This window comes from Alkalihalobacillus sp. BA299 (assembly GCF_017745675.1).
In the GTDB taxonomy this organism is placed as follows: domain Bacteria; phylum Bacillota; class Bacilli; order Bacillales; family Bacillaceae_F; genus Alkalihalobacterium.
In genome coordinates this window covers 14111-29269 of sequence record NZ_JAFLJM010000005.1, presented here as the reverse complement: position 1 = coordinate 29269, position 15159 = coordinate 14111, and the positions used below count along the sequence as shown (strand labels likewise).

At 38.4% G+C, this 15159-nt stretch carries 17 protein-coding genes and 1 riboswitch; of the genes, 2 read left to right on the top strand and 15 right to left on the bottom strand.

Translation table 11 applies throughout. The features are described from left to right. Window positions 1-3: 3 nt before the first annotated feature. The 4 genes from J0N78_RS07900 to J0N78_RS07885 all read right to left on the bottom strand — a co-directional run bounded on the left by J0N78_RS07900 (window position 4) and on the right by J0N78_RS07885 (window position 4074). Window positions 4-1197, bottom strand: a complete 1194-nt coding sequence (locus J0N78_RS07900) for a bifunctional 3,4-dihydroxy-2-butanone-4-phosphate synthase/GTP cyclohydrolase II (protein WP_209122502.1) — start codon at window positions 1195-1197, stop codon at window positions 4-6. A 16-nt stretch (window positions 1198-1213) separates the two neighbouring features. Then, window positions 1214-1867: a riboflavin synthase gene (gene ribE / locus J0N78_RS07895; RefSeq protein WP_209122501.1), complete on the bottom strand. Its 654-nt coding sequence runs from the start codon at window positions 1865-1867 to the stop codon at window positions 1214-1216. A 1-nt stretch (window position 1868) separates the two neighbouring features. After that, on the bottom strand, window positions 1869-2957 hold the full coding sequence (ribD, locus tag J0N78_RS07890; protein ID WP_209122500.1) for a bifunctional diaminohydroxyphosphoribosylaminopyrimidine deaminase/5-amino-6-(5-phosphoribosylamino)uracil reductase RibD: 1089 nt from the start codon (window positions 2955-2957) through the stop codon (window positions 1869-1871). Window positions 2958-3221: 264 nt separating this feature from the next. Further along, window positions 3222-3369: riboswitch (FMN riboswitch) on the bottom strand. A gap of 270 nt (window positions 3370-3639) precedes the next feature. Then, complete coding sequence (locus J0N78_RS07885) at window positions 3640-4074, bottom strand: peptidylprolyl isomerase (RefSeq protein ID WP_209122499.1); 435 nt, start codon at window positions 4072-4074, stop codon at window positions 3640-3642. A 327-nt stretch (window positions 4075-4401) separates the two neighbouring features. Here J0N78_RS07885 and bioD point away from each other — a divergent pair, with 327 nt between their 5' ends. Beyond that, window positions 4402-5136, top strand: coding sequence for a dethiobiotin synthase (gene bioD / locus J0N78_RS07880; protein WP_209122498.1), 735 nt, complete (start codon window positions 4402-4404; stop codon window positions 5134-5136). Further along, entirely contained in the window at window positions 5120-6478 is a 1359-nt protein-coding gene (bioA, locus tag J0N78_RS07875; protein ID WP_209122497.1) for an adenosylmethionine--8-amino-7-oxononanoate transaminase, read from the top strand. Before bioD ends, bioA begins: the two co-directional genes overlap by 17 nt. Window positions 6479-6529: 51 nt before the next feature. Here the strand turns inward: bioA and lysA are convergent, their stop codons facing one another. The 11 genes from lysA to spoIIAA form a co-directional block, all read right to left on the bottom strand. Then, window positions 6530-7849, bottom strand: a complete 1320-nt coding sequence (gene lysA / locus J0N78_RS07870) for a diaminopimelate decarboxylase (RefSeq protein WP_209122496.1) — start codon at window positions 7847-7849, stop codon at window positions 6530-6532. A gap of 227 nt (window positions 7850-8076) precedes the next feature. Then, window positions 8077-9555: a spore germination protein gene (locus tag J0N78_RS07865; RefSeq protein WP_209122495.1), complete on the bottom strand. Its 1479-nt coding sequence runs from the start codon at window positions 9553-9555 to the stop codon at window positions 8077-8079. After that, the gene (gene spoVAEA / locus J0N78_RS07860) at window positions 9512-10120 is read right to left on the bottom strand and encodes a stage V sporulation protein SpoVABEA (RefSeq protein WP_209122494.1); all 609 of its coding nucleotides are present in this window, start codon (window positions 10118-10120) and stop codon (window positions 9512-9514) included. The genes J0N78_RS07865 and spoVAEA overlap by 44 nt, the downstream gene beginning before the upstream one ends. A gap of 4 nt (window positions 10121-10124) precedes the next feature. After that, window positions 10125-10475: a stage V sporulation protein AE gene (gene spoVAE / locus J0N78_RS07855; RefSeq protein WP_209122750.1), complete on the bottom strand. Its 351-nt coding sequence runs from the start codon at window positions 10473-10475 to the stop codon at window positions 10125-10127. Further along, window positions 10475-11485, bottom strand: a complete 1011-nt coding sequence (spoVAD, locus tag J0N78_RS07850; RefSeq protein ID WP_209122749.1) for a stage V sporulation protein AD — start codon at window positions 11483-11485, stop codon at window positions 10475-10477. The genes spoVAE and spoVAD overlap by 1 nt, the downstream gene beginning before the upstream one ends. 102 nt (window positions 11486-11587) lie before the next feature. Next, window positions 11588-12049: a stage V sporulation protein AC gene (gene spoVAC, locus J0N78_RS07845; RefSeq protein ID WP_209122493.1), complete on the bottom strand. Its 462-nt coding sequence runs from the start codon at window positions 12047-12049 to the stop codon at window positions 11588-11590. An 18-nt stretch (window positions 12050-12067) separates the two neighbouring features. Continuing rightward, window positions 12068-12490, bottom strand: coding sequence for a stage V sporulation protein AB (locus J0N78_RS07840; RefSeq protein WP_209122492.1), 423 nt, complete (start codon window positions 12488-12490; stop codon window positions 12068-12070). Further along, window positions 12480-13103: a stage V sporulation protein AA gene (locus J0N78_RS07835; RefSeq protein ID WP_209122491.1), complete on the bottom strand. Its 624-nt coding sequence runs from the start codon at window positions 13101-13103 to the stop codon at window positions 12480-12482. The genes J0N78_RS07840 and J0N78_RS07835 overlap by 11 nt, the downstream gene beginning before the upstream one ends. 431 nt (window positions 13104-13534) lie before the next feature. Beyond that, window positions 13535-14293 carry an RNA polymerase sporulation sigma factor SigF gene (sigF, locus tag J0N78_RS07830; protein WP_209122490.1) on the bottom strand — a complete coding sequence of 253 codons (759 nt, stop codon included), beginning with the start codon at window positions 14291-14293 and terminating at the stop codon, window positions 13535-13537. Window positions 14294-14305: 12 nt separating this feature from the next. Further along, window positions 14306-14746, bottom strand: a complete 441-nt coding sequence (spoIIAB, locus tag J0N78_RS07825; RefSeq protein ID WP_209122489.1) for an anti-sigma F factor — start codon at window positions 14744-14746, stop codon at window positions 14306-14308. Window positions 14747-14748: 2 nt separating this feature from the next. Then, complete coding sequence (gene spoIIAA, locus J0N78_RS07820; RefSeq protein WP_209122488.1) at window positions 14749-15099, bottom strand: anti-sigma F factor antagonist; 351 nt, start codon at window positions 15097-15099, stop codon at window positions 14749-14751. Window positions 15100-15159 lie beyond the last annotated feature (60 nt).

The window sequence follows — 15159 nt, the reverse complement described above, 5'->3', positions numbered from 1 at the left end:
TTTCTAAAAATGAAGCATATGACCTAACTTTTCATGTTTTGTTTTTAAATAACCTTCATTATTAACATTGTGTGGCAATTGAAGGGGTATTCTGTCCACTACTTCAAGACCGTAGCCAGCTAACCCTTTGATTTTCCTTGGATTATTCGTTAATAAATTCATCTTTGTTATGCCAAGTTCCCGTAAAATTTGTGCGCCAATCCCGTATTCTCTTAGATCAGGGGCAAATCCTAATTTCAAATTGGCTTCGACCGTATCATAGCCTTCTTCCTGTAACTTATAAGCTTTCATCTTATTGATCAGACCGATCCCTCGACCTTCTTGACGCATATAGAGAAGGACTCCTCTTCCTTCTTGCTCGATTTGAGCAAGAGCTGCGTGTAATTGTGGACCACAATCACAACGATGTGACCCGAATACATCTCCTGTTAAACATTCAGAATGCACACGGACAAGTATGGGTACATCAGGAAGAATTTCTCCTTTTACTAATGCAACATTTTCTTTTCCGTCTAGAACATTCGTATAACCAATTGCTTTAAAATCACCAAATTCGGTCGGTAAGTTAATTTCAACTTCCCTTTCAACTAACTTATCTTTACGATGGCGATATTCGATTAAATCTTTAATCGTAATCATTTTTAGATTATGTTCATCAGCAATTTTACGTAAATCAGGTACGCGAGCCATCGTTCCATCATCTTTAATAATTTCACAAATAACGCCCGCCGGCTTTGCTCCAGATAGTCGAGCCAAATCAACTGCGGCCTCTGTATGACCTGCCCGGCGCAAAACTCCACCATCTTTCGCTACTAAAGGAAAGATATGTCCTGGTCGTTTAAAGTAATGTTTTTTCGTATCTTCATCAATTAATGCTTGAACCGTTACCGATCTTTCATGAGCACTAATTCCTGTAGTTGTAGTATGGTGATCAATACTAACAGTAAAAGCCGTTCCATGTGGATCTGTATTATGATCAACCATCGGGAATAGGTCTAATTGCTTTGCACGTTCCTCAGTAATCGGTGTACAAACTAAGCCTCTTCCATACTTGATCATAAAGTTGATCACTTCCGGTGTCGTTTTCTCTGCTAATGAAACAAAATCACCTTCATTTTCACGGTCTTCATCATCACATACGATAACTACTCTACCTTGTATTAATTCATAAATGGCTTCTTCAATTGGATCAAACATGTTATCCCCCCCTTTTTTATTTAAACCCATGTTCCTCTAGAAAGCTTTCTGTTAGTGAATGATTGGTTCCTTGTTGTGGCATCCGTTGAGTAATAAACTGTTCAATATATTTTCCGACAATATCACATTCGATATTTACAATATCCCCAGGTTGCTTCCCGCCTATGACGGTTTCACTTAATGTGTGAGGAATAATTGAAACTGTAAAAGAGGTTTCATCGACACCAAACACTGTTAAACTTGTACCATCAACTGCAATTGACCCTTTAAAAAGAATATATCTTCTTAGCTCTGGGGAAATCTCTATTTGATAATAGACAGCATTATCGACAGCTTCTCGCTTTTTTATTTTCCCAACACCATCGACATGACCAGATACAAAATGACCACCAAATCGGCCATTTGCAGCCATCGCACGTTCTAAATTCACCTTTGAACCACGTTGTAAATTTTTTAAACTTGTGCTTCTCACCGTTTCAGGCATAAGATCAACTGTAAACCGATGAGTATCATAAGATGTAACGGTTAAACAAACTCCATTTACGGCGATGCTATCACCTAAATGTACATCTTTTAAAATCTTATTGGCTTCAATTGTCATAACAACTGCTTCATTATTTTGTCTGATATTCCCAATCGTACCTAATTCTTCGATAATACCTGTAAACATGTTATTCTGCCCCCTTTGGAATCGAAATTATTTTTATGTCAGGGCCTAGTTGATCGACTCGCTTAATATCAAGTTCTAGCACGTCAGCCATCGTTTGAAAGCCTTCACCACCAAAAGAGCTTGGTGCCGTTATCCCACCGATGATTTTAGGAGCAATGTACGTAATGACTTGATTTACGGCTTTCACTTTTAAGAAACTAGCGTTTACTGTGGCTCCACCTTCAACAAATAAAGATGTAACACCCTTTTCTCCTAAACGTTCAAGAAGCTTTGTAATCACTAAACTTTCCCCTAAAGAAAGCACCGTAACACCTAATTGCTCTAATTGTTGTTTTTTGTTTATATCAGCACGATCTGTTGTTATAATCCATGTTGGGGATCTGCCATCAGTGACAACCGTCGCTTCTAGCGGAGTTCTCAACATCGAGTCAAGTATGATCCGAATTGGGTTTTTGCCCCCGCCTGATATTCTCGTTGTCAGAGATGGATTATCTGCTAGAACTGTACCTACTCCGACTAAGATAGCATCATGTGTGTGCCGGAGATAATGAACATCTTCTCTTGCTTCACTACTTGTAATCCACTTGCTATCTCCAGTAACTGTTGCAATTTTCCCATCAAGACTAACCGCGGATTTTAACGTGACAAATGGTCGTATCGTCTTAATATAATGGTAGAAAACTGCGTTTAATTCGTCAGCTTCCTTTTTCATTAAGCCAACCTCAACTTCAATGCCGGCGTTCTTTAGTTTTTCAATTCCTCCTCCACTCACTTTAGGATTCGGATCCGTTGTCGCAATGACCACTCGCTCTATGCGTGAATGAATAATTAAATCGGCACAAGGTGGCGTTCTTCCATGATGACTACAAGGCTCAAGGGTTACATAAATGGTCGCCTCTTCAGCATTTTTTCCTGCCATTTGGATTGCATGAACTTCTGCATGTGCTTCACCTGCTTTCAGGTGAGCACCCATCCCAATAACTTGTCCATCCTTTACTACAACTGCTCCGACAAGTGGATTGGGCGATGTTTGCCCATTTGCCGAACGGGCAATTTGAATAGCTAGTTCCATATACTGTCGGTCATTCATTCTTCTAGCCTCTTTCTATCATGTAGTAACAAACATGTAGTAACAAAAAAAGGCGGTCCCATCGGCAATATAAGCGCACATTACCCATAATAAAACATAGGGTATGTGACTTAGTCATTGCTTTAGGACAGCCTCTTTATTATAAGATTCGAAAGAAAAGTCAGCACTAAATAAACGTTCGTATTGTGTACAAAAAACAGAATTCCTTTCTTAGAAAGCATGCTAAAAAAGACAGATTCCACCTGTGTACACATACACGCTCTTCTCTTCCTTCTCCCATCCAGACTCTCACTGTCGGCCCTGGAGTTTCACCAGATCCACCGCTATGAATAAACATAACGGGTCACGGACTAAGAAACAAAATCGTTTCATCACCGCCGGTAGGGAATTTCACCCTGCCCCGAAGGAATAACTATAAAACTTATTTATTTTCTAAATTGTATATCTAATCAAGGACATTCGTCAACTATAAAGATATTTAAGAAAAGCGCAAGCGCCCGTTTACCGACGTACGGACTGGACTGAACCGCAGAAGATAAAGGAAACACGTTGAACGTTAGTGAGGCGATGTTGATTTATCGTACGGAGGTGAAGGAAGTCTCGCTAGTCGGTGGGCGCTGAAACTAGACATCATCAAAAATTATTTAAAAGAGGTTGACTCTATGCCAACCTCTTCTTTCTATTACTCTTCCCACACTTTTACTTCTGACATTACATCCCCTTGATGAATGCGTAATACAGTATCCATTCCCTCTACCACTTGACCGAATACAGTATGTACACCATCAAGGTGAGGCTGTGGTTCATGAACGACGAAAAATTGGCTGCTACCTGTATCTTTGCCTGCATGAGCCATTGATAAAGAACCTGCTACATGCTTATGTGGGTTCCCTTCAGTTTCACATTTAATCGTTTTTCCACTCCCACCTGTACCATTACCAATTGGGCAGCCACCTTGTGCAACAAAACCTGGAATTACACGGTGAAATGTCAGGCCGTTGTAAAACCCTTTGTTCGCTAATTCCTCAAAGTTGGCTACTGTATTCGGAGCTTCTTCTGAAAATAATTCGAAAACGATTTCTTCACCATTTTCAAATTTAATACTTCCTTTTTTCATTATGTATTTCCTCCTAAAATGTTAATTTCACATTCGCTTCATTTTACTATAAAACAAACACAATGTGAAATTTTATAATACAAGTTAATTGACTTAGCACTAACTTTGATTATTGACCTGCATCTATTTCGACTTTTGATGGAGTAGCGGGGTAATTACTCCTTACCATCAACAATGTGAACAAGAACATATATATATAGTTTACAATATAAATCAAAATTAAAGATTCGATAGGTTTATATTCATATATTACTTTTATTGTTGAATTTCAACGTTTTTAATGTTAACCTTTCTATTAAAATATGTTTACTAAAAAGAGGTGTAATTATGGCTGGTTTTTTTATTACAGGAACAGATACGGATGTCGGAAAAACAATTGTTACCGCTCTTTTATCTGTTGCCTTAAACGAAAACAGGATTAAAACGATCCCATATAAACCTGTTCAGAGCGGTTCCATTTTGAAGAATAGTCAATTGATTGCCCCTGATGTTGACATATACGAAAAAATTAACCAATGCCATTTCCCCGACAGCGTCACCTATTTATTTGAGGCTCCTGTATCTCCACACCTTGCAGCAAAATGGGATCAGGTTATAATCAAAAAAAAACGAATTGATGAGGATTACAATAAACTTACCCATTTGTACAATTGTATTCTCGTCGAAGGTGCTGGAGGAGTGGCTGTCCCCCTAATCGATGAATCGTATTGTGTGTCTCATTTAATGCAAGAGCTTCAACTCCCAGTCATCATCGTTGCAAGAGCTGGCTTAGGAACGATCAATCACACAACTTTAACTGTTCATTATTTACGACATCTTGGACTTTCAATTACCGGTATTATTATGAACGGATTCCGATATAGTGAAAAGCTTGCACAACTGGAAAATGTAAACATGATTGAGAAAATGACTAACGTACCAGTTATAGGTCAACTGCCTTATTTAGAAAACATAGATCAACTACTTAATGACAATGAGCTCATATTGGAATTCACCCAACAATTAAACATTAATTTTATTATCGAAAGGTGGAAGGAACAAGTTTATGAAGGAATCAAATAATTGGATTGAAAAAAGCAAACAACACTTATGGTTACCATTTACACAAATGAAAGATTACGAAGAAGACCCTTTGATTATTACTGAAGGAGAGGGCGTTTATTTAACCGATGTTAATGGAAAAAGATACCTCGATGGCTACTCTTCCCTTTGGCTCAATGTTCATGGTCATCGTAAACGTGAAATAGATGAAGCAATTACTAAACAGCTCAAAAAAATTTCTCATTCTACACTGCTTGGTGCAACAAATATTCCTGCAACTGAGCTAGCTGAGAGACTAGTTTCAATTACTCCTGCAAACCTCACACGTGTATTTTATTCCGATAGCGGTGCAGAAGCAGTTGAAATCGCTTTAAAGCTCGCGTTTCAATACTGGAGAAACATAGGAAAAACCCAAAAACAAAAGTTCGTTACGACAAAAAACGGCTACCACGGTGACACGGTCGGTGCAATTAGTGTCGGGGCAGTAGACATATTCCATACTGTCTATCACCCATTAATGTTTGACAGTTATAAAGTGCCATTTCCAAATGTATACCGTAATGAGAGTTCAGACCCAGAAACGATCAAAGCAGAAGGGTTACGTGAAATCGAGAAATTATTTTCTGAAAAACATGAAGAAATTGCTGCATTTATTATTGAAGGAATGATTCAAGGAGCTGGGGGCATGAACGTGATGCCTAATGGTTATTTAAAGGGTGTTGAAGAGCTTTGTAAACAATATAACATCTTACTAATTGTTGATGAAGTTGCAACTGGCTTTGGAAGAACCGGGAAAATGTTTTCGGTAGAACATGAAAATATTCAACCTGATTTAATGACAATCGCCAAAGGAATTACTGGCGGATATCTTCCTATAGCTGCAACTATGACAAACGAAAAACTATATGAAGCTTTTTATGGTGATTACACAGAACTAAAAACGTTTTTCCATGGCCACTCTTATACAGGTAACCAACTAGGATGCGCTGCTGCTCTAGCCAATCTCGAACTTTTTGAGAAGGAAGAAATTATCCTTAATGTACAAATGAAATCGAAATATGTCGCAGAACAATTACAAACGCTCAACGCACTCGAACACGTTGGTGATATTCGTCAACTAGGATTAATGATTGGTATAGAACTCGTTAAAAATAAAGAAACAAAGGAGCCATTTCCATGGGGAGATCGAATGGGTTATAAAGCAACGTTAAAAATGCGTGAACTCGGAATGCTTTCTCGTCCATTAGGGGATGTAGTTGTATTTATGCCTCCTCTTGCTAGCTCTTTTGAGGAACTAAATCAAATGATCGCCATTATGAAGCAAGCCATTAAAGTAACAACCGAAGCAGTCGTAGCTCAATAATACCAAAGAAGCTGAAGGTCCTACCTTACACCCTTCAGCTTCTATAAATGCTTATACTTTTTCTTTAGTATTTAACGGCAAATCATAGCGAACTAAATCTTCATACGTTTCTCTTTGAATGACTAGTTGCGCATCGCCCTCTTCTACAAATACAACAGCAGGACGAGGAATTCGATTATAATTATTGGCCATTGAGTATCCATATGCCCCCGTACAGAAAACAGCTAATATATCTTTAGGTTGCGCTTGCGGTAGAGGTAAATCCCAAATTAGCATATCTCCACTTTCACAACATTTTCCTGCAATTGAATATTTCATTTCTGCTTTATCAGTTGCGCGATTAGCTAGAATTCCTTCATATTGTGCTTGATATAAAGCCGGACGAAGATTATCTGTCATGCCACCATCCACTGATAGGTAATGACGAACATTCGGAATTTCTTTTTGTGATCCAAGTGTATATAACGTTGTTCCAGCATCTCCAACGAGCGACCGACCAGGCTCAATCCAAATTTCAGGCATCGCTAGGTTTAACTTCTTCACATGATGTTGGACAGCTTCAATCGTAGCCTTTACGTATTCTTCAACTGGTAACGGTTCATCACCTTCAATGTAACGGATTCCAAACCCTCCACCAAGGTTTAATACCTTCAAATCGAAGTTTAACGTCTTAGACCAACTGTCAATATAGCTATAAAGCTTTTCAACAGCCATAACAAAACCAGTCGTTTCAAATATTTGTGATCCAATATGACAATGGATGCCTAGAAGCTCAAGGTGCTCACAACCCATTGCCCACTCAATCGCGCGATTGACTTGACCACTCAATAAATCAAAACCAAATTTTGAATCTTCTTGACCAGTCGTAATATAATCGTGAGTATGAGCCTCTACACCTGGTGTTGTTCTAAGTAATATAGACACTTTTCGTTGATGAGCTGTCGCCGCTTGTTTTAATAATTCTAATTCATAAAAATTATCGACAACGAAGCAGCCTATATTAGCGCGAACGGCCATATCTATTTCTTCTGGGCTTTTATTATTCCCATGAAAATGAACTCGCTCCATTGGAAAACCAGCAACCATAGCTGTATATAGTTCCCCACCAGATACGACATCTAAACTTAAATCTAATTCGTTTGCGAGTTGAACCATTGCAACACAACTAAATGCCTTACTTGCATAAGCAACTTGACTTTTTACACCTAATTCACGAAATGCATCTTTAAATGCTTTTGCTTTTTCACGAATTAATGCAACATCATAAACAAAAAGAGGAGTACCGTATTTATTCGCGAGTTCAACTGTATCGATACCACCTATTTCTAAATGACCTAAGTGGTTAATTCTACTTGTACCATGTAAGTGCATTGTTTCTCTCTCCTATCTTCACATCAACTAACAACTACTTATAAAAAAAACAGCTAATGTAGTTACACTAGCTGTTATGACCACGCCATAGCAAGAGTAACCTCATTTAATAGAATAGTACTCCACTGCAGTTACAGTGCTTCATAAAGAAATGAGGGACTTATATAATTATTAGGTTCACTTTAACATAATCCTTGCTAGGTGGCAATATGCTTCCTTTATATCTTTTAAGATTGTTTAATTGGATCTTCTGGATTAACGATACTAGGACGACGTTTAACAGATGGCACTGAAACACGAACAAGTATTTGCCAAAAGGCAGATGGGTTGAAAGGTAATAATGGCCATAAATACGGTTTATTTAAACATTTAATGCTTGCTAATATTAATATAAAGATGGCTGTTCCAATAACGAAACCAGGTAATTTAAATACTGCTACAATTACTAGTAAGACCAGTCGAGCCATTTTAATCGCAACACCTAATTCATAACTTGGTGTTGCAAATGTTCCTACTGCACCTATGGCAACATATAGGATAACCTCAGGAACGAATAAACCAACTGTAATTGCAATATCTCCTATTAATAATGCTGCAACTAAACCTAATGCAGTTGCGAGCGGTGATGGTGTATGAATGGCTGCCATCCTTAATAATTCTATTCCGATCTCCGCAAAAATAATTTGTGCAAAAATTGGGACGTTTTTCGTTTCATTTGGTCCAATATATTCTAACATTTCAGGTAGTAAACTCGGCTGTATAACCATCAGTAACCAAAATGGAAGAATAAATATAGAAAAGAGCATTCCTAAAAATCGAACCCATCTTAAGAAAGTACCTACAGCAGGAGCTTGTCGATATTCTTCAGCATGTTGAACATGGTGAAAAAAAGTAGTAGGTGTAATAATTACACTTGGTGATGTATCAACCATTATGACAACATGACCTTCAAACAAATGTGTTGCTGCAACATCAGGTCGTTCTGTATAGCGGACTAAAGGGAATGGATTCGCCCCTTGTTTAACAATATATTCTTCAACCACTTTATCTGCCATAGTTAGTCCGTCTATTTCTATTGCTTCTAACTCTTTTTTTATTATTTTTATAAGATCAGGATCAGCGATACCTTCAATATAGGATATACACACATCTGTTTTTGAACGGACCCCAATTTGCATAATTTCATGCCTTAATCGTTCATCACGAATTCGTCTACGGGTAAGCGCTGTATTTTGAATGATGTTCTCAGTATAACCATCCCGCGAGCCTCGGACCACCCGCTCTGTATCTGGCTCTTCTGGACCCCTCCCAGGATAGCTTCGTACATCAACTATAAATGCCTCGTCTTCTCCTTCAATTAGAATAGCGATTAGGCCTGAAAGCATTTGAGTGATAGCATCGTCTATTGTTTTTACCGTCTCGACTTGTTGATGCATTAAATGATTTTCAATGGTTTGCTTCACATTTAGCGTTTTTTCATTCCTTGCATCAAGCAAGCTTAATTCTCTAAATATTTCAATCATGTACTGGGTATCATTCAAACCAGTTACAAAATAAATGTGCACTTGCTTACCTAGTATATTGAATTTTCTAACCCCTACATCAAAGCTCGTACCGATACCAACACGACTTTTGATAGAAGCCTCATTATCGAAGATGTTATTAGTTATCGGTTGTTTCTCTGGATTCACTAACCTTTTGCTCATGCTTCCATCCCCTCCGTTCTAAAATCGTTTCGACAGCCTTCTTCGTAATCGGTGCCCCTTTTTCAACAGTATCAAAACCACCCATTTTCCCAATATCTCCAACACCTACAATAATTGGAATATTTAATTCATCTAAAATATAGACTGTATCGCCATCTATTCTCCCAACTTCAATATCTTGTAATCCATTTTTATCGACACCAAATTCTGTTAAGTTTCCAAATCGATCGATTGAAACATCTACTTTTGTCCACTCAGCAAAGCGAGTATGAGATGCCACTGCAATAGCCCCAATTACATCAATATGAGGATGGTTAACTACATATTTCATCGCATGTTCTCCTGGGCCTTCCATCTTAAAGCCACAATCATCGAACATTACAAGAATGGGATCATAGGGGGTTTTCTCAATTAGTTTAACAATTTCCTCGCCGGATAACGTCGACGGATTCCCTGCAGAGCTTGAAATACAGCGACCACCAATCTCTTTTGCAACATATTGTATAGCTTTTTTAGCTGAGTCATCTCCATCCGTAACTAAAATTACTTGTTTTCGTGGTTTCATACAATTACCCCTTAGGTTTAAATATAACGGCAACAATAAAACCAAATAGTATTGCCGTGGAAATACCAACAGAAGTGACTTCAAAAATCCCCATTCCTACCCCTAAAAATCCATAACGTTCAGCTTCTGTCATAGCACCATGGACTAAAGAATGCCCGAAACTTGTAATCGGAACAGTTGCACCAGCACCTGCAAAATCAATGAGTCTGTCGTATAAGTGAAACCCATCTAATAGTGCACCAGCAACAACTAATGTACTCATCATATGCGATGGTGTCATCTTAAAAACATCAAGGAGGAGTTGCCCAATGAAACAAATGACTCCCCCTACTGTGAATGCAATAAAGTATTCCATCACTCCTTCATCACCTCAGACTCAAAAACAACACCGTGAGCAATACACGGGATCGACTCTTTTTGTTGCATCATTGTTGGACTCATTAATGCTCCTGTCGCAACAACTAGCATTCGCTTGATTTTTCCTAATTGCATCTCCCCTAATAAGTGACCATATGTAACTACAGCAGGACAAGCACATCCACTACCTCCTGCAAACACAGGTTGGTCACGACTAAAAATCATGACACCGCAATCTTGATAATTATTTTTTAATATGATGCCTTGTTCTCGAAGTAATTCACTTAAAACTTTGCTCCCAATTGTAGAGAGGTCACCTGTTACGATTAAGTCATAATCGTTCTCCGACCTACCTGTGTCCTCTAAATGTGTAATGATCGTATCTACTGCAGCAGGTACCATCGCTGTACCCATATTGAAAGGATTTTTAATCCCCATATCAACAACTCTTCCGACTGTAGCGTGTGTAATTTTGATCGAAGAAGGCTTTTTACTAAGAAGTAATGCACCAGCTCCGGTAACTGTAAATGTAGAAGTATCAGGCTTTTGCCCTCCAAATTCAGTAGGATATCGAAATTGCCGTTCGGCCGTTGCGTTATGGCTACTTGTTGCAACGATAATACTTCTAGCAAATCCACCATTTATTAAAGATGAACCTACTGCTACTGTTTCCATTGAAGTGGCACAAGCTGAGAACATTCCTAAATATGGGATCTTCAGCTGTCTAGCAACATAGTTAGAAGTAACGTTTTGATTAAGTAAATCTCCAGCTAACAATAAATTAATTTCTGTTTCTTTTTTATTCACTTTTTGTAAACAAAGGGTAATTGCATCTGTCATTAACCTACGTTCTGCTAACTCCCAGTTTTTCTCGCCACAATACAAATTGTCATAGCACTTATCAAAACTCTCACTCAGCGGTCCTTTGCTTTCATAAGGTCCAACAGCAGTACCCGTTGCTTCCACATAAATGTCCTCCGTGAAATGCCATGTTTGTTTCTCATTCATATTCATCACCATTCCTCCCATTCATTACGATTAAAAAGGAGGACAAACTGAACATCCTCTATTCGGTAATAGTTCCTTTCACAGTCTTTTTGATTATCTTTACTAAGTAATTAACGTTTGGACTAATAGCCTCGTTAACCCAACTAAGTAAGCAGAAACAACTCCAAATGCTATAACTGCCCCTGCAATTCGAAACATATTCGCACCTATACCGAGGACGAGCCCTTCACTCCGATGTTCTAAGGCTGCGCTAGTAATCGCATTGGCAAACCCCGTCACAGGAACGATTGCACCGGCTCCGGCAAACTGACCAAGTCGATCGAACCAGCCAAAACCTGTTAATAGTGCTGCTATGAGAATGAGTGTGGCAATTGTTGGACTTACAGCAGTAGATTCTGTTAAATCAAAGATTCGTAAATAAACGTTGGAAATTCCTTGTCCTAATGTACAAATGATCCCACCTACTACAAAAGCTTTGAACCCATTTTTCATATATTGGACTTTAGGTTGGAAGGGTTTTATTTTTCTCTGAAATTCTTTTTGTAGCTTCTTATTATCGTCCATCTCTCCATAACCTTCCTTCTACAGATCTACAAAATAAATCCAATGAAAAAGAGAACCACATACCTTACCTAAAACAATAGCCATTAATAGAACAATTATTTTTTCAGCAATTCCTAATCGTTTAGCTAAAATTGGTAACACATTTAAAACTTCGGTTAATGCAGCAGCTAATAAACCAATGAATATTCCTTCTGCTAACCCTATTGGAATTAGAAAATAGGCACTTAAATATAATGCGATATCATTCAAGCTAATTATTGAGCCTGCTAAAGCACCTAAAACAACTGCCCACTCATATATGTGAATATATTTTCCAGTTTTTGATAATTGGGTTAGCCTCGGAACAATACCGAGAACAGTTAAAAAAGCGACAAACCCACTTCCAACCGCAAGTCCTCCAGCTAGACCAATTAAAATGGTTAATACTGCCTCAATTGTCATTCAGTTTCGTTTCACTTTCAGTATTTTCATGGTGCGTAATGTATTGATCTAAATCTTGTTGATACTTAAACATTTCTACTTCTAAAGGACTTGGCTCTTCATTGAGTCGTTTACGAAAGACATGATTGAAAAAAATAATCATCCCTAAACCTAAACCGATCGAATAAGGTATTTGCAGTAAGAGCGGTTTAACAGTTTCATTACCGGTTACAGTCGTAAACATACGTTGATGAACCTCTCTCATACTAACATCCTCATGGAAATTCATAACCGCCATCCCAGCCCCAATAAACAAAAGCAACCAAATAAATACAAAGTAAACAGGCTCAACCTTTTTAGTACTCATTTTTACTTCAAGGATCGTATGCGCAGTACCAATCGACTGAACATCACTATTCGGAATAGCCTTACTAATCGCTAAGATCACCTTCATTACATCAATTAAGACAAAATTTTTATCACTCGTCTCCACTTTGTGTATCGGAAGATTAATGACTTTTTTTCTAAGAGAAGGTTCAGCGATGACTTGTGCTAAATCACCAATCCTGACATGCTGATTCACTTTAACCTCTACCTTATGCCTCATTCTGATATAGATTAAAAGCTCACTCATCCCTCTCCCTCCATAGAAAAAATACTTATAGGTAAATAAAATCCAAAAGAGCCAACTTTTTATAAATTGCCCTAGTATGGTTAGGTTTTGCATTAAATACTAAATTATGTATAGAAAAGCGGAAGGTGTCTGCTTATCGGCGACAAGCGCTGGAGGACCAGCAATTAGTGTCTTGACTTTTAGACACGTTTGATGGACCGAAGCGACCTCGAACCGATGACACCTGTAGCTAGACAAGAAAAGCGGAAGCGCCCGTTTAGCGACGTATGGACTGGACTGAACCGCAGGAGATAAAGGAAACTCGGGTGTTCGTTAGTGAATTGATGTTGACTTATCGTACGGCGGTGAGGGAAGTCTCACTAGTCGCTGGGCGCTGCAGCTAGACATCCTCGAAATTTAAACTTTCTTATTCTTCAAAAAAGACCAAAGGACTAATCGTCCATTTGGTCTCTAATTTGTTCAAGTATTTTCTTTTCTAGCCTTGAAACTTGCACTTGAGATATCCCTAAACGATCGGCAACCTCAGATTGAGTTTGATCCTTGTAATACCTTAAATACACAATCAATCGTTCTCTTTCATCTAAATGCCGGATTGCCTCAGTTAATGCAATTTTATCAAACCATTTATTTTCCGTTTGATCGGCAATTTGGTCTAATAAAGTTATAGGGTCTCCATCATTTTCATACACAGTCTCATGAATAGACGTTAACGAACGACTTGCTTCCCCTGCAAATACAACTTCCTCTGGAGAAATTTCTAATTTCTCAGCAATTTCATTTACAGTCGGAACTCTACCTAATGTCTTCGAAAGCTCGTCTTTCACTTTACGAATTTTGTTTCCCAATTCTTTAATAGAACGACTCACTTTAACCGTTCCATCATCTCGTAAAAATCGCTGAATTTCGCCAATGATCATCGGTACCGCATAAGTCGAAAACTTCACATCATATGAAAGATCAAATTTATCGACCGATTTGATTAGCCCGATACAACCAATTTGAAATAAATCATCCGCTTCATATCCACGGTTTAAAAAACGTTGTACAACTGACCAAACGAGGCGTGTATTTCGATTCACTATCAAATCCCTAGCTTCTACATCCCCTGCTTGGCTTCGTTCAATCAACTTTTTAATTTCATCATCTTTTAAGTAGGCATCGTTATTTCCATGCTTAACCTCCACATCCATAGGCAGGACTCCTTAATTGCACATGGCTTTGCTTTTTGATAGAAATTTCTTTAAGTGTACGGTTGTACCCATCATCGGTTCAGAGATGACTTGAAGTTCATCCATGAAGTTTTCCATTATCGTAAAGCCCATTCCAGACCGTTCTAATTCGGGTTTAGTCGTATATAACGGCTGTTTAGCTTCATCGATATTATCGATGCCTACACCTTCATCACGAATAATGAGTTCAACCGTATCTTGTTCAAGAGTTACAGAAATGTAAACAATTCCTTCGGGCTGGTTATGGTAGCCATGAATAATCGCATTGGTAACCGCTTCGGAAACGACTGTTTTTATTTCTGTAATTTCTTCCATTGTTGGGTCCAGCTGTGCTACAAATGCACCAACAGTTACACGGGCAAACGCCTCATTTTGACTTAAAGCAGAGAACTTTATCTCCATAGAATTCTTCACGATTAAGCCACCCCCAACGTTTGCAAAGCAAATTGTTCGTTTTCTTCAAGCCTCACAATTTTAAACAGGCCAGACATTTCGAACAGTCGTTTTACTGCTGGTGAAATTGCACAAACAACCATTTCGCCACCCAAGTTCTTCACTTGCTTATAACGTCCTAATATAACACCTAGACCGGAACTATCCATAAATGAGAGTTGTTCAAGATTTAAGACAATATGCTTCAATGCTTGATTCTCAAACTGCTCTTCTACTTGTGTTCTCAATTGCTCAGCGGTGTGATGATCAAGTTCCCCTTCAAGTCGAACTAATAAAACACTGCCTCTTTGTTCTAAATCAACGATTAAACTCACAGGTCTCACTCCCTCAATGGTAGTAGGAACATATATTGTTATGTCCCGAATGTTCTGCTT